Origin of the sequence: Pseudomonas sp. SG20056 (genome assembly GCF_031764535.1) — a bacterium.
Lineage (GTDB): Bacteria > Pseudomonadota > Gammaproteobacteria > Pseudomonadales > Pseudomonadaceae > Aquipseudomonas.
The window spans coordinates 71885-97354 of the sequence record NZ_CP134499.1; the positions used below are offsets into that span (position 1 = coordinate 71885).

A 25470-nucleotide genomic window follows, 5' to 3' on the forward strand; every position below is an offset into this window, starting at 1 on the left:
GGCGGGATGATGCCTGGGGTGCTTGCCTGCTGGCTAATAGCACATGGCTATCATTTGGATTGCCTGTGCCGGCGTAGAACGCAAAAGACCCGCCGAAGCGGGTCTTTTGTATTACCGGGAGCGCAGCGGGCTTACGCCAGCTCGTCGAAGCACTCGGCGATGATCGCCAGACCACGGTCGAGCAGGGCATCTTCCGCGGTCAACGGCACCAGCACGCGCAACACGTTGCCGTAAGTACCGCAGGACAGCAGGATCAAACCCTTCTCACGCGCCTTGGCAACAATCTGCCCGGTCAGCGCGGCATTGGGTTTGTGCACGTCGCCACCTTCGCACAGCTCCATGGCAATCATGGCGCCCAGGGCGCGCACTTCGCCGATGCTGTTGTGCTTGGCTTGAATGGCCTTGAGGCCAGTGACCAGCCGCTCGCCCACTGCTTTGCAGCGGTCCAGCAGCTTCTCTTCCTCGAACACTTCCATCACTGCCAGAGCTGCAGCGCAGGCAATCGGGCTGCCGGCGTAGGTGCCGCCCAAACCGCCTGGGGCGATGGCGTCCATGTATTCAGCCTTGCCGCACACGCCCGCCACCGGGAAACCGCCGGCGATGGATTTGGCGAAGGTGGTCAGGTCGGCGGCGACGCCCATCTGCTCCATGGCGAAGAAGGTGCCGGTGCGGCCTGCGCCGGTCTGCACTTCGTCAGCGATCAGCAGAATGCCGTGCTGATCACACAGCGCGCGCAGGCGCAGCATGAAATCTTTCGGCGCGACGTAGAAACCGCCCTCGCCCTGCACTGGCTCTATGATGATCGCGGCGATGTCGCGCGGCTCAGCATCGTTCTTGAAGATACGCTCGATGCTGGCGATCGCGTCATCGCTGCTTACGCCATGCAGTTCACACGGGTACTGAGCGCGGAAGATACCGCCCGGCATCAGGCCCATACCGGCTGAGTACGGTACGACCTTGCCGGTCAGACCCAGGGTCATCATGGTGCGGCCGTGGTAACCGCCAGTGAAGGCGATCACGCCAGCACGACCGGTGGCAGCGCGGGCGATTTTGATCGAGTTTTCCACGGCTTCGGAGCCGGTGGTGACCAGCAGGGTCTTCTTGGCGAAGTCGCCTGGCACGCGTGCGTTAACTTTCTCGCACAGTTCAACGTAAGGCTCATACGCCAGCACCTGGAAGCAGGTGTGGGTCAGTTTGGTCAGCTGCTCTTGCACCGCTGCCACCACTTTCGGGTGCAGGTGGCCGGTGTTGAGCACGGCGATGCCGCCGGCGAAGTCGATAAACTCGCGGCCTTCAACGTCGGTGACGGTGGCGTTTTTCGCCGACTCGGCAAAGATCGGGTGGATCTGGCCCACGCCACGTGGAACGGCAGCGGTGCGGCGTTGCATCAAAGATTCGTTGGTCTTGCTCATGATGTCCTCATTCGCCGGTTAATCTCGGCGTGGTTCAAGGATGTGTCACCGGCGGCGGTTTGGCAGTTTTCGATGATCGACTGCCACAACACGCCCGGCCACAGCTATGTCCATATAAAGCCGAAGGCGCAGCGCTCTCGTGCGTCTTCGGCGGGGTTATTGCTACTTCGCCAGGGTTAGATGCCCAGGCAGAGGTATTTGATTTCCAGGTAATCCTCAATGCCGTACTTCGAGCCTTCGCGGCCAAGGCCCGAGGCCTTCACACCGCCGAACGGCGCGACTTCATTGGAGATCAAGCCGGTGTTAACGCCGACCATACCGTATTCCAGGGCTTCCGCCACACGGAACACACGGCCTAGGTCACGAGCGTAGAAATACGAAGCCAGGCCGAACTCGGTGTCGTTGGACATGGCGATCACTTCGGCCTCGTCCTTGAAGCGGAACAGCGGCGCCAGTGGGCCGAAGGTTTCTTCCTTGGCCACCGCAGCGCTCGATGGCACGTCGACCAGAATGGTCGGCTCGAAGAAGCTGCCACCCAGGGCGTGCGGCTTGCCACCGGCGAGCAGGCGTGCGCCTTTGCTCAGGGCGTCGGCGATGTGTTCCTGCACTTTGGCCACGGCCTTGTCGTCGATCAGTGGGCCAGTGGTGGTGCCTTCATCCAGACCGTTGCCGATCTGCAGCTTGGCCACGGCGGCGGCCAGTTTCTCGGCGAAGGCGTCATACACGCCGTCCTGAATGTACAGGCGGTTGGCGCATACACAGGTCTGGCCGTTGTTGCGGTATTTGGAGATCAACGCGCCTTCGACGGCTTTATCCAGATCGGCATCGTCGAACACGATAAACGGCGCGTTGCCGCCCAGTTCCAGCGAGACCTTCTTGATGTCTTTGGCGCATTCGGCCATCAGCTGACGGCCGATTTCGGTGGAGCCGGTGAAGCTCAGCTTGCGCACGATCGGGTTGCTGGTCAGCTCGCCACCGACTTCGCCAGCGCTGCCAGTAACCACGCTCAGCACGCCTTTCGGAATACCGGCACGCTCAGCCAGAGCAACCAGAGCCAGGGCGGAGAACGGCGTCTGCGACGCGGGCTTGATCACCATGGTGCAACCGGCGGCCAGGGCCGGGCCGGCTTTACGGGTGATCATCGCCGCCGGGAAGTTCCACGGGGTGATGGCGGCAGTGACGCCGATCGGCTGCTTGATCACGATCAGGCGCTTGTCCGGTTGGTGGCCAGGGATCACGTCGCCGTACACACGCTTGGCTTCTTCGGCGAACCACTCAATAAAGGAGGCGGCGTAGGCAATCTCGCCCTTGGCTTCGGCCAGCGGCTTGCCCTGCTCCAGAGTCATCAGGCGGCCGAGGTCGTCCTGGTTCTCGATCAGCAGTTCAAACCAGCGGCGCAGCTTATTCGAGCGTTCTTTGGCGGTCAGGGCACGCCAGGCTGGCAGCGCACGGTCGGCGGCTTCGATGGCGCGACGGGTTTCAGCAGCGCCCATTTTCGGTACGGTACCGATGATTTCGCCGGTGGCCGGGTTATTGACCTTGATGGTCTGGCCGTTGTCGGCGTCCAGCCAAGTGCCGTCGATATAAGCCTGCTGACGGAACAGCTGGGTGTCTTTCAGTTGCATGGCAGTCTCCTAAATTCCGACACCCTGGCATCGGTACGTGTCATCGAATGTGCCGTACTGCAGCGCAGCTGGGCCTAATCTGTAGGGCTCATGCTGGTGCTTGGCAGGCGCAGGGGCACCGGGCGCAATTTCAGCAAGAGCGTTTGAAATCTCAAACGAATCCTAGGGTCAAGAGGGGTAAAGGGCAATAGCCTGTTCGAAAAAATTAACGGAATATTGCCCTTATTCAAGGGATTTATACGGATAGACAGCTGGCGGTCGCTTGCCGTGCAGAATCACGAACAAGGCAGCGGCATGGACGCCCGCCAGCGACATGCGTATGATTGCGCCCGCGCTGCACCAGTAGCTCAGCTGGATAGAGTACTGCCCTCCGAAGGCAGGGGTCGTGGGTTCGAATCCCGCCTGGTGCGCCATATAAAACAAGGGCTTAGGTGAAAACCTAGGCCTTTTTTTTGCCTGAATGATTATGCGCGCTGCCGTCTTTTGAGCTCTGCCAGTGATCCGGTGTTGAAAAATCGGTTCATTGTTTGGCCACATCGATCCGTCTGCTCAATCGCTGCATGCCATTGCCTGATGTGGCGCGCGTTCTGTCGATGTGCTGAACCAGGCACCGCAGGCGTTCAGTGCTTCAAGGGCTAAGCCCGTTTGCAGATGCTTGTTGGCAGGACCGCCCTGGGCCTGCCACTCAGTGCACGTTGGCCAATGCTTTGTTGATGTCGTCCGCCAGATCGGCCGCCACTTCATCAATGTTGCGGTTCAGTGCGCGACGTTCCAGCAGGAATTTTGCCGCTGCCAGCTGAGGGTTGCGTGTAACCAGCGCGCCCGGCAGGCGTTTGGAGCGGTCCTGGGCTGTCAGTTGCTGCTGTTCTTCGGCGGCAAGGTCACTGAGCCAGACGTGCGCTTCGACATTGCTGGCACCTGCGCCGAAGCCAACAACCGTGCGTACCAGGCGCCGACCGGCTTCGCTGGACACCTGCCCTTGCACTAACCAGCCGCGGGTCGGCAATGCCGCCTGCTGACTGACGGGCTTGACCTGAATCTGGCGAGCCTGCAGCGCCCGAAGGAGGGCCTCATCCAACTGCGCCGCACGCTCACGCTGCTGGTTGTCTGCCGGGTTGTCCACCGCGAAAGCTGTCAGGTAGATCACGTTGGCTGGTTCAGTGGCGGCCGTCATCGTCGACAGCAAGAGAGCGAACACAGCGAGCAGAATTGGGCGCATAAAAACCATTGGCATAGGGTGCAAGCTGCGACGCTAGAACAAGCGGGTATAACTGTCGAGCTGCAGGCGGTGAGTAGCTCAGTGGCTCAGATGAGTGACGCAGGGCGATACCTTGGCGACTCTCAGAGTGTGTTTGGGATCACCAAGCCTTTACGCCGGTATGCCTCTATATCAATGCCAAAGGCGCCGCTGCTGTGTACTTCGTGGATGCGGTAGGGTTTGCCGCTGGGGTCGCTGGTAGTTTTGCCCAGGTCGATGATGCTTTCCTTGCAGGGTTGCTTCTGCCCATCGAGTACGCGCAGCACCCTGGGTTTGAGTTTGTTGCCAGGTGGGCAGCTGATGATGATGCCCACCTCGCCATTGGTCAGCTCGACGATTTCCCCTGGCGGGTAAATGCCGACCATGCGGATAAAGCAGCCCACAATCTCTTCGTCGAAATGACTGTTGACCGCCTCCAACAGAATGCGCAGTGACTCCAGGCTGGATTTGCCCTTGCTGTACACGCGGTCGCTGTTGATGGCGTCATAGCTGTCGGCCACCGCGATGATCTTGGCGAAATAAGGGATCTTGCTGGCATTCAGGCCGCGCGGATAACCCTGGCCATCCAGGCGCTCATGGTGCGAGTAGGCCACGTCGACGGTGGCGGCGGTGACCTGCTGGTTGCTCATCAGCAGTTTGCGCCCTTCAGCGGCGTGGCTCTGCATGATGCACAGCTCTTCCGCGGTCAGCGCGCCGGGTTTGTTGAGGATTTCGTTGGGCACCTTGATCTTGCCGACATCGTGGAGCATGCCGCATACGCCAATTTGCTCAAGCTGATAGACCGGCAAGCCCAGCTCCTTGGCCAGGGCAATCGAGAGAATGGATACGCGCAGCGAATGTTCGGCGGTGTAGGCGTCGCTGTTCTTGATGCGCGCCAGCCAGAGCATCGCCGCAGGGTTGCGCAGGATGCTTTCGACACAGTCTTTGATGACGGCTTTGACCGCCTCGACATCCAGCTCCTGGCCCAGTTTGACTGCCTGCAGAATCCGTAACGACTCTTCGCGCGCGGCGGTCCAGGTGGGGGCGGCCTGGAGCATTTCTTGGTTGAAGTCGACCTTGGCGATGACGGGTTGCAGCGCCTCAGGTTGGGCGATATTGGCCGTGACCTGATCATGCACGGTGACGGATTGTCGAGCATCAACCCAGACGTAACTGCAGACTTCCTGGAGCAGGCGAATGTCCTGTTGCTGACGAATGCGAAAGCCTTGAAAGAGAAAGGTGGTGTCCGTCCATGGCCGGTCCAGTTCGACCACGTACATGCCGATGGTCAGGTTGGCTGCGTCGACTTTGATGCGGTCCGGTTTGGCTTCGTCGGCCATGGAGGCTCTCCAGAGGGAGCAGCAGGATGATGGCCATTAGCTACCTCTGTGGCGCAGGCAGCAAATTGCATTTGCCTATTGGTGGCGTGGGTTTTCAGCATTTCGCGCGAGCGAGTGTTTAGCCCGCTTTGAAGATTAGCTACGGAACCGCCGCTGTGTAGTGCCTCGCGGGCCTGTCGGTGGATTAATTTTGCAGCCCCAGGCGCTTGGCCAGGCGGATCAGGTTGGCGCGGTCGATGCCCAGTTCGCGGGCGGCGGCGGCCCATTTGTTTTGGTGGCGGGCAAGCGCCTGGCTGATCAGCTGTTTCTTGTAGGCGTCGAGGGCCTCGCGCAGCGGCAGCCCATTGTGTGGCTCGGTTGTATGTTGAGTAGCAAGTGCTGTTGCGGCTTGGCTGGTCGGCAAATCCAGATGGGTGCTATCGATGCTGAGGATGCGTGGTCGTTCGCTGCAACTGGCCAGGGCCTTGAGCGCAGCGCGGCCGATCAGGTGTTCGAGTTCGCGCACGTTGCCCGGCCAGTTGTAGGCCAGCAGGCTGGCTTGTGCGTCGGCGGTCAGGCGTAGGCTGCGCAGACCCAGGCGGGCGCGGTTTTCTTCGAGGAAGTAGCCGGCCAGCAGCAACACATCACGGCCGCGCTCGCGCAGCGGCGGGACTTTCAGCGGGTAGACGCTGAGACGGTGATAGAGGTCGGCGCGAAAGCGCCCGGCGCGCACTTCCTCGGCCAGGTCGCGGTTGCTGGCGGCCAGCACGCGCACGTTGACCCGCTGTTCCTGATCGGCACCAACCCGTTGCAGCTGGCCGCTCTGCAGCACCCGCAGCAGCTTGGCTTGTGCGGGCAGCGGCAGTTCGCCGATTTCATCGAGGAACAGGCTGCCGCCATCGGCCAGCTCGAACTTGCCGCGCCGCTCGTTGTGCGCGCCGGTAAAGGCCCCGCGCACGTGGCCGAACAGTTCGCTTTCCACCAGATTATCCGGCAGTGCCGCGCAGTTGAGGCTGATCAGCGGTTTGGCGGCGCGCGGTGAGGCGGCGTGCAGGGCTTCGGCGACCAACTCCTTGCCGACCCCGGTTTCCCCGCTGATCAGCACGCTTAGCTCGCTGTTGCCGACCAGCGCGATCTCCGCTGCCAGGCGTTTGTGCACGGCGCTCTGGCCGATCAGTTCACGCGGGCGTTGCTGGCCGGCGGCCTGTTTGTAGGCTTCGGCCAGCTGGTGCTGATCCTCGGCGCGTTGCAGCAGCGCGTTGATCCGCTCGCTGGCCATCACGGTGGCGGCGGCCAGGCTGGCAAAGGCCTGCAGGTTATCCAGATCGACCCGGCCGAAGCTCGCCGGATCCAGCGAGTCGAGGGTCAGCAGGCCCCAGGGCTGGTCCTGCACATACAGCGGACAGCCGAGGCAGTCATGCACGGGCAGGTGGCCGCGATGGCCGTCGACCAGGCCGTCATAGGGGTCGGGCATCTCGCAGTCGGTGGCAAAACGGGTCGGCCCACGTTGCGCCAGCAGTGCCTGCAGGCGCGGCTGTTCGTCGAGCTTGAAACGTCGGCCGAGGGTGTCGGCGCTCAGGCCCTCCACGGCCAGCGGAATCAGCACGTCGCCGTCGAGCTTGAGCAGCGCCACGGCGTCGCACGGCAGCAGTTGCCGCAAGGCTTGCAGCAGGCGGCGATAGCGTTCGGCTTCCGGCAACTCGCGGGACAGGTCGGCGACCAGGGGAATCAGCGCGGTAAGCAGTGGGTTTGCTGTCATAAGGACACGTCAGTAGTCATTAAGACTCGAAACATTTGTTGTCATAAAGACGCGTCAGATTATAAGTCTATGATTTATATCAATAAAATAATTGGCACGCTTCCTGTAATAGTCAGAGTGATATGAACCGGACCGCTGCGCAAGTGCAGCGTGTCGCCTGACGAGGAAGCCTGAATGTTGACCCCTGCCCAAACCGCCCTGATCAAAGCCACCGTGCCACTGCTGGAAAGCGGCGGTGAGGCCCTGACCCGGCACTTTTACCAGATGATGCTGAGCGACTACCCCGAGGTGCGTGCGCTGTTCAACCAGGCGCACCAGGCCAGTGGTGGCCAGCAACGTGCGCTGGCCAATGCGGTGCTGATGTATGCCCGGCATATCGACCGGCTTGATGCGCTGGGGCCTCTAGTAGGACAGATCGTCAACAAGCATGTGTCACTGCAGATCCTCCCCGAGCATTACCCGATTGTCGGCAGCTGCCTGCTGCGGGCGATTCGTGAAGTACTGGGTGCGGAGGTTGCCACCGATGCGGTGATCGAAGCCTGGGCCGTGGCGTATGGGCAGCTGGCGGACATCCTGATCGGTGCCGAAGAGGCGGCCTACAGCGCCAACGCCAATGCCGAGGGTGGCTGGCGCGGGGCGCGCAGTTTCCGCCTGAGCCGCAAGGTGCAGGAGAGCGAGGAGATCGTCTCGCTGTACCTGGTGCCGGCCGACGGTGGCGCGCTGGCGGCCTTCCAGCCGGGTCAGTACATCGGCCTGCGCCTGCTGCTGGACGGCGGTGAGCAGCGCCGCAACTACTCGCTGTCGGCTTTGAGCAATGGCCGCGAGTACCGCATCAGCGTCAAGCGCGAGATGGGCGGCAAGGTCTCTAATTACCTGCATGACCAGCTGCAAGTTGGCGACAGCCTGGAGCTGTTCGCCCCGGCCGGGGATTTTGTTCTGCGTGAATCGGCCAAGCCGCTGGTGCTGATCACCGCTGGTGTTGGCATCACCCCGGCGCTGAGCATGCTGGAAGCGGCGCGTGACAGTGGTCGCGATATCCACTTTATCCACTGCGCGCGTCACGCCGGGGTGCATGCCTTCCGTGACTGGGTGGAGGCGCAGCGCGCCGAGCGTCCGCAGCTGCGTCATTACGTGTGCTACAGCGAGCCTCGTGCGGGCGATCAGGGTGATGCCGAAGGTTTGCTTAGCCTGGAGCAGCTGGAGCAATGGCTGCCCGAGCAGCGCGATGTGGATGCCTACTTTCTCGGCCCCAAGCCGTTTATGGCGCAGGTCAAACGCCATCTGCACAGCCTCGGCGTGCCGGCGGCGCAGAGCCATTACGAGTTCTTTGGCCCGGCCAGTGCGCTGGATAGCTAAAACAGAGGCTTAGCAGCCTGGGAGGTGATTATGTTGGCGTATCTATCCTGCCCTTTGCGGGTGCTGCAACTGGCGAACCGTATGCTGCTGGCCGGCGTGCTGCTGTTGCTCAGCGGCTTGCTGGGTGCCTATGGCCTGGAGGCGCAGTTGAGCATGGGCAGCCTGGTCACGGCGCATTCGTTGACCATCATCGGCCCCGGTCTGCTCAAGCTCGGTTATGTGCTGCGCCTGGCCGCGCAGCAGCATCTGCGTAAGCAGCAGGAGCCTTGCTGTGCAATTGCGTGATCGCCAGCAGGAGCTGGCCATTGCACCACTGTGGCGGCTGGGCTTTCGGCCGTTCTTTCTCGGTGGAGCGTTGTTTGCCGTGTTGGCGATTGGCCTGTGGGCGGCGGTGCTGCTGGGCTATCTGCCGGGTTGGCAGCCGGTGGGCGGGAGTTTGGCCTGGCACCGGCATGAGCTGCCGTTCGGTTTTGCCGGGGCGATCATCGCCGGCTTTCTGCTCACAGCCGTACAGAACTGGACGGGGCGGCCGGGGCTGAGTGGCTGGCCGCTGGCGGCGTTATTCGCGCTCTGGTTGTTGGCGCGGCTGGCCTGGTTGGTCGGGGTGCCGTTGCCTGTGCTGCTGGTCGTGCAGCTGCCCTTTCTGCCGCTGTTGGCGTTGTTGCTGGGACGGCAGCTGTGGCAGGTACGCCAATGGCGCAATTACCCGCTGGTGGTTGTGCTGTTGCTGATGGCCGGCTGTGAGTGGTTGCTGTTGTATGGCCTGTGGCGTGGCGATGATGAATTGCAGCGGCGCGGGGCCTTGGCCGGTTTATGGCTGATCGCGGCGCTGGTGAGCATTATCGGCGGGCGGGTGATTCCGTTCTTTACCCAGCGCGGCCTCAACCAACTTGCGCCTGCTAGCCCAAGACCACGGCTGGATCTGCTGGTACTGGTGCTGTCGCTGAGCCTGGCGCTGCTGTTTGCCAGTGGCCTTGCCTTGCAACCATCGCTATGGATGTTGCCGCTGTTGCTGGCCCTGGCTGCGCTGCACGGTTTGCGTCTGCGGCACTGGTACAACGACGGAATCTGGCGCGTGCCGCTGCTGTGGTCATTGCACCTGGCCTACGCCTGGCTACCGCTGGCGTTGCTGGCTTTGGCAGCCTGGCATGCCGGTTGGCTGCACAACGCCAGCCTGGCCTATCACGCCCTGGCGCTTGGTACGGTCGGCGGGGCGATTCTGGCGATGTTGGCGCGGGTCAGCCTTGGGCATACGGGGCGGCCGTTGCAGCCGCCGGTCGCGATGGGCTGGGCGTTTGCCAGTCTGCAGTTGGCGGTTGTGGCGCGGGTGCTGCTGGTGCCGTTTGCCCCGGCCAGCGGGCTGGGCCTGTCCAGCTTGCTGTGGATCACGGCCTTTGCCCTGTTCGTGCGTCACTACGCGGTGATGTTCTGCACCGCGCGGGTGGATGGGCAGCCGGGTTAGCCGGTCACCTCAGAACTGGTACTGCGCACTCAGCCAACTGGTGGGCACCCGGTCACGGCTGTCGGACTCCGGCTTGCCACCTGCGGTGCGCCAGGCCACTGTGGCTTCGGCTTGCCAAGGCCCTTGGCTAAAGCGCAGCCCGGCACCTGCGCCGGACAGGCTGCGATGGTTGTCGCCGGCTTGCCAGGTGTCATGGGCAACGCTGACCCGGCCGCTGTCATGGAAGACGAATGGGCTGAATGCGCCCATGGCATAGCGCAGCTCCAGCTGGCTCAGCCAGCCTTCATCGCCATAGCCTTCGCCTGATGGGTAAGCGCGTACGCCCGTGGGGCCGCCCAGGCCGAAGTCTTCCGAGGAGTCGAGGTTGTCGTTGGCCAGTTGGCCGCTGAATCGCCCGTAAAGGCTGAAACCGGCCGGCAGCAATTGCAGGCGGGCAACGTCCAGGTTGAGTTTGTCGAAGCGCCCGGCGCTCTTCGCGCTGAGCCGGTCGGCGGCACGCAAACCACTGTCGAGGTGCAGTTCACCAGGGGTCCAGGTCAGTGCACCGAAGGTGATGCCACCCCCGCCCAGGCTGTCGCGTAGATCGAATTGCAAACTGACTGGCAGGCTGTCGCTGGACTTGTCCAGACGGGTATCGGTGCTGTGGTATTCGTCGCGCAATTGCTTGTGTTGGTAGGTGGCGCTCACTACCAGGTTGGCGCGTTGCGAGCGTAGCAACGGGTAGCTCAGGCCGGCACTGCTGACCTTGGCGGTGCCGCGAGCATCGAGGTCGGCGAACTCCTTGCCCAGCTCGTAGTAGGTATGGGCATAACCCACCTTGCCGCGCAGGCCGGAGCCGCCCAGCGGCAGGCTGTAATCGAGGCTGCCGTACCACATGCCTTCTTCGGTATAGAGGCTGCGCAGGCTGAGCTGATCGCCCAGCATAAAGGGGCTGTTGGCGCGCAGGTTGAAGAAGCCGCGATGCTCACCGGTGTAGCGGTTGCCATGGTTATCCAGACCCACCTCACCACTGAGCAAGGGCTCACGTTCGACTTGTACCTGCAGATCACCGCTACCGACCTCCTGGCCGGGACGCATGATCGGTGTGGTCTTGATGCCGGGCTGATCATCGAGAATCAGGGTGGCGCGCTCCAGCTGGTCACTGGCAATCACCGCGCCGGGTTGCAGGTCACTGAGGAAGGCATCGGCCTGCTCAGCCAGGCGCCCTTCACCCTGCGCACTGACCTGACCATAGCGGCCTTCAACCACCTGTAAATGCAGTATGCCGTCGGCCAGATTTTGCGCCGGGATGAAGACCCGGGCGAAAGGGTAGCCCGCAACGCGGTAGTGCTCGGTGAGTTGATTGGCCAGGCGGCGCAGGCCGCCCAGGTCATAGGACTGGCCGGTGGTTGCGCCAAGTACGGCGAGCAGTTCGGCCTCACTGAACAGGCTGTTGCCGCTGAGCTGGATGCCCTGTAGTTGCACCTGTGGACCACCGCTCTGGGGTGTGCTGCTGGATGGGGCGGAAAAATTAAAGTTGGGCGAGGCTTTGGGCTGCTCCAGCGTTGGTGCCTGCTCCTGCAGAATGCGCCCGGCGTCCGGGGGCGTCTGGGCCAGTACCGGAGTGGCCAGCAGTGCGGCGAGCGCGAATAGCGCCGAGCCGAGGGGTACAGATTTATCCATGGATCGAACGCTTCCTGAATGCTGAGCAGGGCGGTAGACGGGCGAGCCGGGCATCAGATGCCCTCCCCGTTTTCATCGTCGGTGCTTGCCTCGAAGTCGCTCGGCACATTGATACCGCCATTAACCACAAAGACCTGCATAAAGCCGGAAGGCTGTGCGCCGCCCTGGGTGGTTTGGTTGGGTGTATCGGCAGAGTCGGTTGCCACGAATTCCAGGCCCGTTTGTGCGCTGGCGGAAAGGCCATCCGCATTGCTCATGGCACGGCTGCCACTGCTCGGCGAGTTGGGCAGGGTGACTGAGGTCTGGGCGGTGCTGACGGCCGCCAACAAGGGTGGTTGCACGACCGGCTGCTCGCTGGTTGGGACGGTATTGCCGATGATCGAGTACTCGCCTGTGGAGGCGCTGTTGTCAGCAATGGCATAACCGAGGGTGTTGCTTAGCCCGCCGGTATAGCTGATCTGGTAGTTGCCGGCAGTGCTGCTGTCGGTCGCATCGGTGCTGTAACTGGCCGTGCCGCTGAGGCCGGCAAGGGTGGCGTCGTCACCATTGGCATAGCCGCTGATGGTGCTGCTGATACCGGCGAGGCTGATGGGGGCGCCCAGGGCGCTGCTGGCAGAACCGGGTGTCACCAGCAGCAGGGGTTGTTCCCGGTAGAGCGCATACAGCCCGCTGCCCAATGCGGCGTTCAGGGTGTCGTAACCGTTGCTGGTTTCATCCGTGTTATAGCGGAAGCGCCCGGAACCTGAACCGAGCAATGCCGCCAGGCCGCTGCTGCCCGCCACACTGCCGGTGAGCAAGGTGATGCGAGCGTTAGCGCCGCTGCTGAGGATGCCGCTGCTGTGGATGATATTGCCGCCAGCAGCGTTGCCCGCCAGCGCATTTTTTCCGGCATTCAGAACGATGGCGTCTGCTGCTGTGGAGGCTGATTGCAGGTTGCCGTTGAGCGTCAGGTTGCCAGTCAGCGTGGCAATATTCAGCGCACCGCTGGTGGTGATTGCACCCAGCTCCAGGGCATCGGCATCCACATAGGTGATGCTGCCGGTGTTACCAATCAGACGGCTGACATTGTTGGCGGTATTGGTCAGCGTGTAGCTCACGCCACTGCCCAGCAATTCCAGCTGATTGGCATTGATCGAGCCTTCATAGCTGATAAAGGTGTTGGAATTCAGGGTGATATTGCCGGTGTAGGCGTTGACACCGTCATAACCTAGACGGCTGCTGCTGTTGCCGGGTGAGACATTGATACCGGCCACATTGCTGTTGGTGGAGGTGCCTTGCAGCGAAATATTGCCGCTGCGCGAGACAATCATTTCCTGGCCGGAACCAAAGGCATAAATGCCGCCATATTGGCCGTCATAACCGCTGCTGTTGAGTGCGCCGACGATCTCGATCGCGCCGCTGTGCGAACCGATACTGACGGTGCTCAACAAGTTATTGAAGGAATACAGGCCCAGGCCGGCGCCAAAGGTGTTCTCACTGAAGTCGGTTGCAGCGTTGATGCGAATCGCCCCGCTGGTGGAGCTGATGCTGGATGCAGTGCCATCGTCCAGGGTGCCCATCAGCAGGCCGTAGTGCCAGGAGCCATCGTTGCTGGAGCCGGTAGAAATTGCGGAAATATCAATATCACCCGCGCCCGAGCTGATGCTCGACTGCTCCTGGTAAATGCCCATGTAGCCGTAGGCGCCGCTCTGGTTGGCCGACTTGCCATACAGGGCAATATCGCCTCCCGCGCTGTTCAGGCTGCTGCGGTACAGTGAAATACCATTTTTGAAATTCTGCGCACCGACTGCCTGTGCAGTGCCGCCCATGGCATAGCCATCACCAACCGTCAGGCCGTTCCAGGTTGTGCTGCCGCTACCTCCACCCAGCCACAGATGGCCGCCGTTGCTATTGATCGCCGCGCCATCCATCAGGTAGATCGAGCCGGCGCCGCTGCCATCAGCATCGGCCCAGAGCACCAGCGCGGCATTTTGCCCGTTGCTGCCGGTGATACTGGCTCCGGTATTCAGGGTGATGTCGCCGGCGCTTTTCAGGGTCAGGTTGTCGGCATAGCTGGTGCTGCCGGCAACATTGATATTGCCGGTGGTGGCACTGCCCAGAATGATGCTGGCAAAGCCATCGACGATATTGCTCGCCAGGTGTGTGTCGCTGACCTGCAGGGTGCCGCTGCCAGCGCCGACACCCAGCGTGGTGCCACTTGTCTCAGGCTTGATGGTCAAGGTACCAGTGCCGCTGAGTCTTGGGTTGGCATCCAGTTGCAGGGTATCGCCGACCAGGGTGATGTCGCCGGCGTTGGTGCTACGCACTGTGCCGCCAGCGGCATGGATGCCTTGGGCGTTGCTATTCAGCCCGGATGTGCCGTTGAGTGTCAGGGTGCCGGCTTCGGTGCGAATGTCACCGCTGTTGATGCGGATGCCATCGTTATCCAGGTTGTTTGCTTCCGTGCTGCCGCCGCCGCTGCCGGTGATCGTCAGATCAGCGCTGCCGGTAGCGGCAAGCGTGGAGTTACTGATGAATACGCCATGATTGCCGCCGCCGTTGGCATTCTGCCCGCCGCCGGTGCCGGTGATATTGAGCCCCGCAGTGGCATTCAGCGTGCTGTTTTCCAGGCCCACGCCCCAGTTGCCGCGGTCCAGATTGACGTCGGCATTGCGCAGGTTCTGCGAGCCATGGCCAAGCAGGGTCATACTGTTGCCCGCGATCTTCATGCCACTCAGGCGCAGGCCGATGCCGAAGCGATAACCGGTTTGGGTGCTGGTGCCGTTCAGGTAGATATCGCCGCTGCCAGTGTCGATATCGGTAAAGAGTGCATTGATCCCGGCATAGGTTTGCGTCACGCCGGTGGCGACTGCACTCAGGCCAATAGCGGCCGCATTGCCGACGGTGAGCCCATTCCAGGTTGTCGAACCACTGCCGCCGCCGATCCATAGATGGCCGCCGTTGGTGGTGAGGGTGTTGCGGTTGGCTGAACCGCCATCCAGCAGAACACCGCCGCTGTTATCGCCGTTGCTGTCTGCCCAGAAAATGGTGTCCAGCACGCCACCCCTGGAGATGATATGGCGGCCCTGGCCGAGGACGATATCGCCGGACGATTTCAGGGTCAGGGCTGAGCGGCCGAGTACCGACACACTGTCGATATTCTGGTTGAGCACCAGTGACGGGTTGCTCTCCAGGCTCAGGTTGCCGTTGAGCATAAAGGCATCGCTGCCTTTGGCCTTGAGCATGGGTGTAGCCAGCCCTTCCAGGATCGTCCAGTTATCGCTGAACGCGGTAAAACCGTAGCTGGCTTGCTGCGTCTGGTTGGCGCTGATGCGTGTGCCGCCGGCACTGGTGGCGAGACCATCGAGCCAGTAACTGGTGGTGATATTGCTGGCATCCCCCTGGGCATTTTTACCGATCAGCCCACCTTTGGGGTCGGCCACGCCAGTGGTGCTGACACTGCCGCGCGCATAGCTGTTGGCAACGCTGGCCTCAGCCGTACGTATTTCACCAACCAGTCCCCCGACCCCTGTAACACCTCCAGTGTTAGCCTGAGCACTGACATTGCCCCAGGCGTAGCTGTTGTTGATGTGGCTGTTACTGCGCAGGGCACCGACCAGCCCGCCTACATTGCCCTCGCTGCCACTGGTGGTGACATTACCGGTGGCGAACGCGTTGCTGATGCTGCTGCTTGAGGTCGCATCACCGACCAGGCCGCCGGCATTGCGGCCGATGGTTGTAACTGCGGCCGATGAGCTGCTCCAGGCGATCTGGCTGCCCACTGAATACCCCACCAGTCCACCAGCGTCTGCGGCTGAGCCGCTGGCTCGGGTCGAGGTGATCTGGCCGCTGCTGTGAGCATTGAAAATGCGGGTATTGGTGGCGTTGCCGACAAGTGCGCCGACACCGCCTGCCGAGTTGCGCACATCGACATCAACCAGACGGATATTGGCCAGGTTGGCACCATTGCTGCTGCCGAATAACCCAGCGCCAGACGCACTGTGATTGACGGAAAGTCCGGAGATGGCATTGCCCAGGCCATCGAGGGTGCCGCTGAAGGCGCTGATCGGTGTCCAGTTACCGCTGAAGTTCAGGTTGCCACCCAACACATACTTGCCGCCGAGGTTGCCACTGATGGCGGCCATGTCGGCCTGCGAGCGCAGGATGCTGTAGCTCTGGTCGTTGATACTGAGGCTGTTGACGCTGCTGTCTGCCAGGTCCACCCGGCCATGCACCACGAGTCGGCTGCCGTTGTTGGCATAACTCGGATTGAGCTGCGCGCCATCCCAACCGTGATTGAGTGCCAGCCCAGCATTGCCGCTGGCCCGCAGGGTCGAGTTGAGCAGCAGATCACCATGGGCGGTCAGGGTCAGGGTGTTGGCCTGCCAGTTGAGGTCGGCATTGACATGAATGTCGCCCGCTTCAGCGCCGGCACTGCTGGTTTGTATCTCCACGTTGTTGTTGGTCAGGGCGCTTTGCAGAGTCGACGCGCCAATACCCGAGGTACTTTGTGCGGCCGAGCCCGCGCTGACGGTGAAGTCAGTCGGGTCGATCAGCCACTTGCCCGTCTTGCCCGTGCTTGCAGCCGTGGTGACTTTTACCGCGCTGTCGATGGCCACGTGCGCTGCCGATGTTTCGATAAACCCGCCATCGCCACCCTTTGGTGCGCTGGCATCCAGCGTCCCGGCGACCTGAATGCGGTCATTGTGCATATCCCCCAGCAGCACAATCTCGCCTTTCTCGCCGGTGCTGAGGGTGTGTGCTTCGGTAATCCCGGTATGGTTGATCACGGTGCTGGCCAGGTCGCCAGCGGCCTTGGCCGTCAGATAGACACGGCCGCCATCGGCTTTGATGGCACCACCCTGTTCGATCAGCGCGTCAATGGCGGATTGCTCCACCTCCAGTTTTACCGGGCCACCGAGGTCGAGGGTCACGCGGCTACCGGCACCCAGCAGGACATTGCCGCCGTTGGCGGTCAGCTTGCCGGTATTGCTGATCGTGGCGGCGATCAGGGCGATGCTGCCACCATTGGCCGCCTGGATATTGCCCTGGTTGATGATGGCGTTGCTGGAGTTGCCTTCGAAGCGGTAGTTACCGGCCATAAAGTCGGCAGTGCTGATATTCAGGGTCGAAGCCACGATGCTGCCGACATTGACCTGGGCCGTGGGGCTGAACAGCACGCCATTCGGGTTGACCAGAAACACCTGGCCGTTGGCATTGAGCGCTCCCTGAATCACCGAGACGTCGCTGCCCAGTACCCGGTTGAGCGCTACCGAGCTGCTGCCCGGCTGATTGAACGTAACGCTGTTGCCGGCACCGATGGAGAAGCTCTGCCAGTTAATCGCCAGTTTGTCGCTGCCCTGATTGATGGTCATGGCGTTGCCGTTTTGGCTGATGCTGCCCGTGCCCGCTTCCACCGTGCCACCGGTGGGCAGTGTCGCCAGGGCTGGCAACGGCAGGCAGCTCAATAGCAGCGCAGTGGCGCCAGCTGTGCCGCCTTTGCGCTGCGAGCGGGCCAGTTCGGCAACCGCGACAAAGGCCCCCAATGTCTTATTCCAGACCAGGCGATAGCTGTGGTTGAGGGTGGCACGCTTCATCGGTATTCCTCTCTGCAACGAGGCTGTCGCAGGAGGCACAACGCGCAAGACAGCCTTTGACGCATGCTAGCCACTTGCCAGGTTGCGAACCTGACCAAAGCTGACATTTCAGGCGCTGTTATGCAGCCGGGCAGAGAAGCTATAACCCTTGTTGCGCCAGGCTTTCAGCGGGCATTCAGTGCCGCTGGCCTGACTGATCTTGCGGCGTAGACGGCTGATCATGGCCTCCAGGCGGCGCTCGTCATACTGATAGGGGTCTTCGCCGAGCGCGCGGATAAGTTCTTCACGGCTGGTCTGGTGCTCTGCGGCCTGTTGCAGGCAGTGCAGCAGCAGGCTTTCGTTATGGCTGAGGCTGATGGTTATGCCCTGTGGACACAACAGGCTGCTGTCGGCCCGGCGCAATTGCCAGGGTGGTGCGGCTTCATCAGGCAAACGTCGGCTCAGGCTGGTGATGACCGCCAGCAGCTCGGCCAGCTCCACTGGTTTGCACAGGTAGTGGTCAGCCCCTTGCTGATGGCCTTGCAGACGTTCATGCAGCTGGGTGCGAGCGGTGAGCATGACGATACCCAGCTGTGGGTGCTGCTGGCGCATGCGCGCCGCGATGCTCAGGCCGTCTTCGCCGGGCAGGCCCAGGTCGAGCAACAGCAACTGCGGGGCGAAGTTCGCCAGCGCCGTCTCCAGGGTGCTGCCGTCTGGCAGGCCGAGCACGTCATGTTGATGGTGGCGCAGCTGAAAGCACAGTTCTTCCAGCAGGTCCTGGTTGTCTTCGATAACCAGTATGCGGGTCACGGGTTGGCCTCCTCAGGGTAAGGCAGGAGTAATTTGAAGCACATGCCGCCGCCGTCACGAGGCTCGGCATTGATCTGCCCACCATGCAGTTCGGCGATGCGCCGCACCATATACAGGCCCAGTCCGGAACCGTCGACATCGCCGCCGCCAGGTACCCGATAGAAGCGCTGGAAGATATGTGGCAGGTGTGCGTCCGCAATGCCGCCGCCGCGATCGTTAACCTCGCAGCAGAACCAGTCGCCCTGGCGCGTTAGGTGCAGTTCGATAGGTTGGTCAGCGGCAGAGTATTTTCCGGCGTTGCTCAGCAGGTTACCCAGGGCAATCGCCGCGAGGTGTGAGTCGGCGTAGACGCTGGGCGTGGCTACGTGCAGTTGTACGCGCTGGGCAAGGTGCTGATCCTGGATAAGCTGGTTGCAGAACGCCTGACACTCCAGCCATTGCGGTGTGATGCGCAGGTCGGGCTCATCCAGCCGTTCGCTGTGCAGGAAGTGTTCGAGCAGGTCATTGATGCGGCGTACGCCGCGACGTATGCGCGAGTGGCGCTGCTGCACTTCGGGCTGGTGCGCATCGGCCATCAGCTGCAGCGACTGCACGGCACCGTCGATCATCGCCAAGGGCGTTCTGACTTCGTGCGAGAGCAGGCTGATAAAGTCGGCCTGGGAGCGCCGTGCCTGCTGCTCGATGCGCGATTGCCGCTCGAAGCCGAGGGCGCGCAGCTGTTCATCGCGCCATTGCCGCTCCATGGCGCGCACCCGCCAGACCATCACCTGGGCGCAGGCCAGAATGCTGGCCAGGCTGCCAATCTGGAAACCATGCACCAGCCACAGGTCGCCGGGTAACCAGCCAAGTAAAGCCAGGCCTGCCGACAGCGCACCCATCAGGCTGGCGAAGTGGGCCAGGATCAATAACCCGGCGGCGCGGTTGCCGGCCCGCCACAGGCCGATGCTGCGCACGGTGCCGAGGGCAATCATCAACAGTGTCAGGCTGACGGCGAGCCCTGCCGCTTCCACATACAGGCCCAGTGCCGGGGTCGGCAGGAGCAGCAGATGGCTGTACTGGATCAGCTTGTAGCAGCGATTCAGCCAGGGTGTACGGGTGTCGATCTGCAACACCAGGCGGTAGAAGTAAGCCCCGCTGGCGTACATCAGAAAGCTGCCGTACTGCGTCCAGTAGTGACCGACCCAGGGGTATTGAGGAAGGATGAACTGCGAGGCCAGGCCATTGGCCCCGAGCATAAACAGCATGATGCCGCCGGCATACAGCAGGAACGCCCGAAACAGCTGGTCCTTGCGCCACAGGCCTTGCCAGAGCATCAGCAGAATCAGGGTCAGTAGCAGGCCGTAGTACAGACCGAATGCGCCGTATTCACTGATCTTGGCGCTCTGGAAATCTTCCTGCTTCCAGAGTTTGGCGATCAGCAGGGAACTGCTGCTGGTGTGCAGGCGCAGGTATAACTCGCCACCTTGTAATGCCTCAGGAGGCAGGCGAAATACCGTGCTGCGGTAGGCGTAGGGGCGTTCGTTGAGGGGCAGTAAGTCACCGCCGCGCACTTCCTTGTAACCCCCGGGTGCCCGTGGGTCTGGAAGGTAAAGGCGCAGATCGTCCAGATACGGCGGTTGAATTTCCAGCAGCCAGTGATCGTCACGGGCATGCAACGTATCCGTCTGCGCCAGACTTAGCCGAAACCAGAAAACGCTGCGGCTATAACCACCAGAAAAGCCCTTGTCGAATGGCTTGAACAAAGCCTGGCGGTCTGGCTGTTGAATGCTTGCCAGGGTTTCACTGTGCTGGGCGTCTTCCAGTACGGCCATCTGCGGCACTGCGGGTGGCGCCGCCAGCGCCGATTGCAGGCCCAGTATCAGCAGCAGCCATAGGTAGCGTCGCACGTGGGGTGTCCTCGCCGGTTTTGCGCGGGTGGTTTGCCGGCAGAGATTACCCGAGAACGCCAAGCCTGTTGGTTAGATCACCACTCAGAGCACGCCCGCTTCACGCAGCGCCGCGATCTGCTCGGCGTTTAGCCCCAGGTGGCGGGTGAGTACCTGTTCGGTATGTTCGCCGAGCAGCGGCGGTGCGTTGCGGTATTGCACCGGGGTTTCCGAGAGGCGCAGGGGGCTGGCCACTTGCGGTGTGGTGCTGCCCAGGCTGTTGGGCAGGTCGATACGCAGACCACGGGCTTGTACTTGCGGGTCGGCAAATACCTGGGCCAGGTCGTTGATCGGCCCACAGGGCACGCCGGCAGCTTCCAGCAGCGTTACCCATTCGGCAGTGGTCTTGAACACCGTGGCTTGGCGCAGCAGCGGAATCAGCTCGGCGCGATGGGCGACGCGGGCCTTGTTTGAAGAAAAACGCGGGTCGTCGGCCAAAGCCGTAAGGCCGGCAACCTCGCAAAGTTTGCGGAACTGCCCGTCGTTACCCACGGCAATGATGAAGTTGCCGTCGGCCGAGGGGAAATCCTGGTAGGGCACGATATTCGGGTGAGCGTTGCCCAGGCGTTTGGGCGCGACGCCAGTGTTCAGGTAATTCATCGCCTGATTGGCCAGGCAGGCGACTTGCACGTCGAGCAGCGCCACGTCGATATGCTGGCCAATGCCGGATTGTTCGCGCTGGTTGAGTGCTGCGAGCACGCCGACCGTGGCGTACAGGCCGGTGAGAATATCGGTGAGGGCGACGCCAACTTTCACCGGGCCGGCACCCTCCTCGCCGTCGGGCTTGCCGGTCAGGCTCATCAGCCCACCGAGGCCCTGGATCATAAAGTCATAGCCTGCTCGCTTGGCGTAGGGCCCGTTTTGCCCGAAGCCGGTGATCGAGCAGTAGATCAGGCGCGGGTTAAGCGCCTTGAGGGATGCGTAATCGAGGCCATAGGCCGCCAGGCCACCGACCTTGAAGTTCTCCAGCAGCACGTCGCAGTTCTGTACCAGCTCGCGTACCAGGCGCTGGCCTTCGGGCTGGGTGAAATCCAGGGTCACCGATTGCTTGTTGCGGTTGGCGCTCTGGAAATACGCCGCCTCGCGCGAGTCGTTGCCCTCAGCGTCCTTCACGTAGGGCGGGCCCCAGTGACGGGTATCGTCGCCGCTGCCGGGACGTTCGACCTTGATCACCTCGGCACCCAGATCGCCGAGAATCTGCCCGGCCCAGGGCCCGGCGAGTACGCGGGACAGGTCAAGTACGCGGATATGCGATAGGGCGCCGGGCATAAGAACCTCACGAACAAGTTCCCTTTCCCGCTTGCGGGAGAGGGTTAGGGAGAGAGCAGAATCGCTGCCAACCGCTGCCCTCTCCCCCCATCAATAGCGAGGGGAGAAAAGCGTGCGGTGCAGAGCAGGCCTTAGAAGAACGCCTGCAAGCCGGTCTGCGCGCGACCCAGGATCAGTGCGTGGACGTCGTGGGTGCCTTCATAGGTGTTCACCACTTCCAGGTTGACCAGGTGGCGGGCCACACCGTACTCGTCACTGATGCCGTTGCCGCCGAGCATGTCGCGGGCCATACGGGCGATGTCCAGGGCCTTGCCGCAGCTGTTGCGCTTCATCATTGAGGTGATTTCCACCGCGGCGGTGCCTTCGTCTTTCATCCGGCCTAGGCGCAGGCAGCCTTGCAGGGCCATGGTGATTTCGGTCTGCATGTCGGCGAGTTTCTTCTGGATCAGCTGGGTTTGCGCCAGCGGGCGGCCGAACTGTTTGCGGTCGAGGGTGTACTGACGCGCGGTGTGCCAGCAGAACTCGGCCGCACCCAAGGCGCCCCAGCTGATGCCATAGCGGGCGGAGTTGAGGCAGGTGAACGGGCCTTTCAGGCCGCGCACATCGGGGAAGGCGTTTTCTTCCGGGCAGAACACGTTGTCCATGACGATTTCGCCGGTGATCGAAGCGCGCAGGCCGACTTTGCCGTGAATCGCCGGGGTGCTCAGACCCTGCCAGCCTTTTTCCAGGACAAAGCCGCGGATCTCGCCGGCGTCATCCTTGGCCCAGACCACAAATACATCGGCGATCGGGCTGTTGGTGATCCACATCTTCGCGCCGGTGAGGCGGTAGCCGCCGTCGACCTTCTTCGCGCGGGTGATCATCGAGCCTGGGTCGGAGCCGTGATCCGGCTCGGTCAGGCCAAAGCAGCCGATGTATTCGCCGCTGGCCAGTTTCGGCAGGTATTTCTGCTTGGTCGCTTCGTTGCCGAATTCATAGATCGGCACCATTACCAGGGAGGACTGCACACTCATCATCGAGCGGTAGCCGGAGTCGATGCGCTCGACTTCACGGGCAATCAGGCCGTAGCACACGTAGTTCAGGCCGCTGCCGCCATATTCGGCGGGGATGGTGGCGCCGAGCAGGCCGGTGTCGCCCATTTCGCGGAAGATTTTCGGGTCGGTCTGCTCATGGCGGAAGGCTTCGAGCACGCGCGGGGCCAGCTTGTCGGCGGCGAACTGCTGGGCGCTGTCACGCACCATGCGTTCTTCTTCGGTCAGTTGCTGGTCGAGCAGCAGCGGGTCGATCCAGTTAAAGCTTGCCTTGGCCATGCGGGAAACCTCGAATCAGGACAGTAAAGGTGCGGGGATAAACACCCGCGAAGCGTGGGATTGATCCTAGGCGGCTTGTGGCAGGCAGGCAAACGAGTATTGCGCACGCAATTGTGCGGTTTGCTCACTTCGAGATAGGCTTATTCGGCAGTTTTTACCGAATAAAGTGAGAGTGACGCACAGATGCGCCGCAAGATCCCTAGCACCGCCGCGCTTATCGCGTTCGAGTCCGCTGCTCGGCACCAGAGCTTTACCAAGGCGGCGCAGGAGCTGAGTCTGACCCAGGGCGCGGTGTGCCGGCAGATTGCCGCGCTGGAGGCTTTCCTCAATATCGAACTGTTCCGTCGCTCGCGGCGTGGCGTGCTGCTCACCGAAGCCGGGCAATCCTACGCGCGGCGTGTGGCCGGGCAGCTCGACGCGGTGGAGCGCGACACCCTGGCGGTGATGGGCCAGCAAGGCGCGATGAGTATCGAGCTGGCGGTGGTGCCGACCTTTGGCACGCAATGGCTGTTACCGCGTTTGAAGGATTTTCAGCGCCTGCATCCGCAGATTACGGTCAACCTGACCAACCGCACGCGGCCCTTTCTGTTTGCCGATACCGAGTTCGACGCGGCGTTGTACTTCGGCGATGGCGACTGGTCCGGGACCCAGGCGCATCTGCTGATGGGCGAGAACCCGATGCCGGTGTGCAGCCCGGCGCTGCTTGCCGGGCAGGCGCAATTGAGCGCGGAGCAGATCGCCAGCCTGCCGCTGTTGCAGCAGACCACGCGGCCTTACGCCTGGCGTCAGTGGTTCAATGCCCAGGGGCTGAACACTGCGCGGGATATGGCCGGGCCGCGTTATGAGCTGTTCTCCATGCTGGCCCAGGCGGCTATGCATGAGATGGGCGTGGCGCTGATTCCGCCGTTTCTGATTCGCCGTGAGCTGGATGAAGGTCGCTTGGTGATTGCCGCGCCGCTCAGCCTGCCGACCGACAAGGCGTATTACCTGATGATCCCCGAGCGCAGGCTGGAGTCGGCGGCGCTGTTGTTGCTGCGTGACTGGCTGGTGCGCGAGGCCCAGGCCTATGCCCTGGCTAATGGCTTGAAATAGACAACGGCCTGTCAGGTTGTTGGCGAAAAAGACCGTCAAAGCTTCGGCGGCAATTTGTCGGAAAATACTTTACCTAGCGAGACAGGCCGCCTAGAGTGCGCGCCGGAGTTATGTTGACCCCGTAGTCAGCTATCTGGATGGCTACACCTGCTCTGCATTTGATGGGCGTTGCGTGTTGCATTTTTTGCACACAATCGTCGCTGCAGCCCAATGAAACAGCGGTTTATCCCGTAAAAGCTGACGGCGCCGTTGATCTGATGGCGCTGTATTTGTCTCAGGAATGCACAAGCAGCATTTTGCTTCGGCGAATGCGCTACAGGCCTTGCCCCAAAAGGGCTGGCAGGAATTAGCTGCCTGTAAGGTCATGCAGTGACTTGTAGTTATCACAAGGTTTTACTTCATAACGCCTTGAAGGCTATGGCTATCGCCTGCAAAATGCCGCGCCCCGCCATCGTGCAACTGTAGCCTGAGCGGGTTTGTGCTGATCCTCCCCAATGCCCGCGTGCCACCCGCAGTGCGCCGGTTCACCAAAAAGATCACGCAGGAGAATTGAAGTGCACATCGGTGTTCCTCTCGAAACCCATGCTGGTGAGACGCGCGTTGCCGCAACTCCCGAAACCATCAAGAAGCTGATCGGCCAAGGCCATCAGGTGACTGTACAGACCGGTGCTGGCGTGAGCGCGAGCATTCCGGACAGCGCCTATGAAGCGGTTGGCGCGGCTATCGGTAACGATGCTGCTGCCTTTGGCGCCGATTTGGTGCTGAAAGTGGTCGCTCCGACCGATGCTGAGCTGGCCCATATGAAGGCCGGTGCTGTGTTGGTGGGCATGCTCAATCCGTTCAGCAACGAGACCATCGCGCGCATCAATGCTCGCGGCGTGACCGCCTTCGCCCTGGAAGCTGCCCCACGCACTTCCCGTGCGCAGAGTCTGGACGTGCTCAGCTCGCAAGCCAACATCGCCGGTTACAAGGCCGTGCTGCTGGCTGCGCATCACTACCCGCGCTTTATGCCGATGCTGATGACCGCAGCGGGTACCGTGAAGGCCGCGCGTATTCTGATCCTCGGCGCCGGTGTTGCCGGCCTGCAGGCCATCGCCACGGCCAAACGCCTGGGTGCGGTGATCGAGGCTTCGGACGTGCGTCCGGCAGTGAAAGAGCAGATCGAGTCGCTCGGCGCCAAGTTCGTCGACGTACCGTTCGAGACCGATGAAGAGCGCGAATGCGCCCAGGGCGTGGGCGGTTATGCCCGTCCGATGCCAGCGTCGTGGATGGAGCGTCAGGCCAAGGCGGTGCACGAGCGCGCCAAGCAGGCTGACATTGTCATCACCACTGCACTGATCCCGGGCCGCAAGGCACCGACCCTGCTGCATGAAGCCACTGTGGCGGAAATGAAGCCCGGTTCGGTGATCATCGACCTGGCTGCAGCGCAAGGCGGCAACTGCCCGCTGACCGAAGCCGAGCAGGTGGTGGTCAAGCACGGCGTAACCATCGTCGGCCACAGCAACCTGGCTGCCCTGGTGCCGGCCGATGCTTCGGCGCTTTACGCACGCAACCTGCTGGACTTCCTCAAGCTGGTCATCGACGGCGAAGGCAAGTTCCACCTCAACCTTGAAGACGACATCGTCGCCGCGTGCCTGATGTGCCGCGATGGCAACGTCGTGCGCACTAACGGCTAAG

The 25470-nt window shown here is 62.1% G+C and carries 16 protein-coding genes and 1 tRNA gene; 6 read left to right on the top strand and 11 right to left on the bottom strand.

Features of this window, described 5'->3' with window-relative positions:
• Positions 1-131 precede the first annotated feature (131 nt).
• Both gabT and gabD read right to left on the bottom strand, forming a co-directional pair.
• A complete protein-coding gene (gene gabT, locus RHP75_RS00330) occupies positions 132-1412 on the bottom strand; it encodes a 4-aminobutyrate--2-oxoglutarate transaminase (RefSeq protein ID WP_311089966.1) in 1281 nt (426 codons plus the stop codon).
• A gap of 176 nt (positions 1413-1588) precedes the next feature.
• Positions 1589-3037 carry an NADP-dependent succinate-semialdehyde dehydrogenase gene (gene gabD / locus RHP75_RS00335; protein WP_311089967.1) on the bottom strand — a complete coding sequence of 483 codons (1449 nt, stop codon included), beginning with the start codon at positions 3035-3037 and terminating at the stop codon, positions 1589-1591.
• 336 nt (positions 3038-3373) lie between these two features.
• Here gabD and RHP75_RS00340 point away from each other — a divergent pair.
• Positions 3374-3450, top strand: a tRNA-Arg gene (locus RHP75_RS00340).
• Positions 3451-3722: 272 nt separating this feature from the next.
• On the opposite strand, the gene RHP75_RS00345 is transcribed toward RHP75_RS00340, so the two are convergent.
• From RHP75_RS00345 to norR, 3 genes are all read right to left on the bottom strand, one after another.
• Entirely contained in the window at positions 3723-4256 is a 534-nt protein-coding gene (locus RHP75_RS00345; protein ID WP_311089968.1) for a DUF4410 domain-containing protein, read from the bottom strand.
• 122 nt (positions 4257-4378) lie between these two features.
• A complete protein-coding gene (locus tag RHP75_RS00350; protein ID WP_311089969.1) occupies positions 4379-5614 on the bottom strand; it encodes an HD-GYP domain-containing protein in 1236 nt (411 codons plus the stop codon).
• Between the two features lie 184 nt (positions 5615-5798).
• Positions 5799-7352, bottom strand: coding sequence for a nitric oxide reductase transcriptional regulator NorR (norR, locus tag RHP75_RS00355; RefSeq protein ID WP_311089970.1), 1554 nt, complete (start codon positions 7350-7352; stop codon positions 5799-5801).
• Positions 7353-7526: 174 nt separating this feature from the next.
• Here norR and hmpA point away from each other — a divergent pair, with 174 nt between their 5' ends.
• From hmpA to RHP75_RS00370, 3 genes are read left to right on the top strand one after another with little or no spacing between them, the layout of a single operon-like run.
• The gene (gene hmpA, locus RHP75_RS00360; RefSeq protein ID WP_311089971.1) at positions 7527-8708 is read left to right on the top strand and encodes an NO-inducible flavohemoprotein; all 1182 of its coding nucleotides are present in this window, start codon (positions 7527-7529) and stop codon (positions 8706-8708) included.
• Positions 8709-8738: 30 nt separating this feature from the next.
• Complete coding sequence (locus RHP75_RS00365) at positions 8739-8993, top strand: transmembrane sensor/regulator PpyR (protein WP_311089972.1); 255 nt, start codon at positions 8739-8741, stop codon at positions 8991-8993.
• Positions 8980-10170: an NnrS family protein gene (locus RHP75_RS00370; RefSeq protein ID WP_311089973.1), complete on the top strand. Its 1191-nt coding sequence runs from the start codon at positions 8980-8982 to the stop codon at positions 10168-10170. The genes RHP75_RS00365 and RHP75_RS00370 overlap by 14 nt, the downstream gene beginning before the upstream one ends.
• Positions 10171-10179: 9 nt before the next feature.
• Here RHP75_RS00370 and RHP75_RS00375 read toward each other — a convergent pair whose 3' ends face one another.
• From RHP75_RS00375 to RHP75_RS00400, 6 genes are all read right to left on the bottom strand, one after another.
• Entirely contained in the window at positions 10180-11832 is a 1653-nt protein-coding gene (locus RHP75_RS00375) for a ShlB/FhaC/HecB family hemolysin secretion/activation protein (RefSeq protein WP_311089974.1), read from the bottom strand.
• Between the two features lie 53 nt (positions 11833-11885).
• A complete protein-coding gene (locus RHP75_RS00380) occupies positions 11886-17408 on the bottom strand; it encodes a filamentous hemagglutinin N-terminal domain-containing protein (protein ID WP_311089975.1) in 5523 nt (1840 codons plus the stop codon).
• Positions 17409-17516: 108 nt separating this feature from the next.
• Positions 17517-18197, bottom strand: a complete 681-nt coding sequence (locus RHP75_RS00385) for a response regulator transcription factor (protein ID WP_311089976.1) — start codon at positions 18195-18197, stop codon at positions 17517-17519.
• Positions 18194-20083 (bottom strand): sensor histidine kinase, encoded by a 1890-nt coding sequence (locus tag RHP75_RS00390; RefSeq protein ID WP_311089977.1) that lies wholly within the window; start codon positions 20081-20083, stop codon positions 18194-18196. Before RHP75_RS00390 ends, RHP75_RS00385 begins: the two co-directional genes overlap by 4 nt.
• 84 nt (positions 20084-20167) lie before the next feature.
• On the bottom strand, positions 20168-21391 hold the full coding sequence (locus RHP75_RS00395; RefSeq protein ID WP_311089978.1) for a CaiB/BaiF CoA-transferase family protein: 1224 nt from the start codon (positions 21389-21391) through the stop codon (positions 20168-20170).
• 131 nt (positions 21392-21522) lie between these two features.
• Complete coding sequence (locus RHP75_RS00400) at positions 21523-22701, bottom strand: acyl-CoA dehydrogenase (RefSeq protein ID WP_257776320.1); 1179 nt, start codon at positions 22699-22701, stop codon at positions 21523-21525.
• A gap of 183 nt (positions 22702-22884) precedes the next feature.
• On the opposite strand from RHP75_RS00400, the gene RHP75_RS00405 reads away from it, so the two are divergent.
• A complete protein-coding gene (locus RHP75_RS00405) occupies positions 22885-23793 on the top strand; it encodes a LysR family transcriptional regulator (RefSeq protein ID WP_311089979.1) in 909 nt (302 codons plus the stop codon).
• Positions 23794-24347: 554 nt separating this feature from the next.
• A complete protein-coding gene (locus tag RHP75_RS00410; RefSeq protein ID WP_311089980.1) occupies positions 24348-25469 on the top strand; it encodes a Re/Si-specific NAD(P)(+) transhydrogenase subunit alpha in 1122 nt (373 codons plus the stop codon).
• The last annotated feature ends 1 nt before the right edge of the window (position 25470 follow it).

Coding starts and splice junctions, on each gene's coding strand:
- gabT (WP_311089966.1), bottom strand. CDS start 1,412: ATGAGCAAGACCAACGAATCTTTGATGCAACGCCGCACCGCTGCCGTT.
- gabD (WP_311089967.1), bottom strand. CDS start 3,037: ATGCAACTGAAAGACACCCAGCTGTTCCGTCAGCAGGCTTATATCGAC.
- RHP75_RS00345 (WP_311089968.1), bottom strand. CDS start 4,256: ATGCGCCCAATTCTGCTCGCTGTGTTCGCTCTCTTGCTGTCGACGATG.
- RHP75_RS00350 (WP_311089969.1), bottom strand. CDS start 5,614: ATGGCCGACGAAGCCAAACCGGACCGCATCAAAGTCGACGCAGCCAAC.
- norR (WP_311089970.1), bottom strand. CDS start 7,352: ATGACAGCAAACCCACTGCTTACCGCGCTGATTCCCCTGGTCGCCGAC.
- hmpA (WP_311089971.1), top strand. CDS start 7,527: ATGTTGACCCCTGCCCAAACCGCCCTGATCAAAGCCACCGTGCCACTG.
- RHP75_RS00365 (WP_311089972.1), top strand. CDS start 8,739: ATGTTGGCGTATCTATCCTGCCCTTTGCGGGTGCTGCAACTGGCGAAC.
- RHP75_RS00375 (WP_311089974.1), bottom strand. CDS start 11,832: ATGGATAAATCTGTACCCCTCGGCTCGGCGCTATTCGCGCTCGCCGCA.
- RHP75_RS00380 (WP_311089975.1), bottom strand. CDS start 17,408: ATGAAGCGTGCCACCCTCAACCACAGCTATCGCCTGGTCTGGAATAAG.
- RHP75_RS00395 (WP_311089978.1), bottom strand. CDS start 21,391: ATGCCCGGCGCCCTATCGCATATCCGCGTACTTGACCTGTCCCGCGTA.
- RHP75_RS00400 (WP_257776320.1), bottom strand. CDS start 22,701: ATGGCCAAGGCAAGCTTTAACTGGATCGACCCGCTGCTGCTCGACCAG.
- RHP75_RS00405 (WP_311089979.1), top strand. CDS start 22,885: ATGCGCCGCAAGATCCCTAGCACCGCCGCGCTTATCGCGTTCGAGTCC.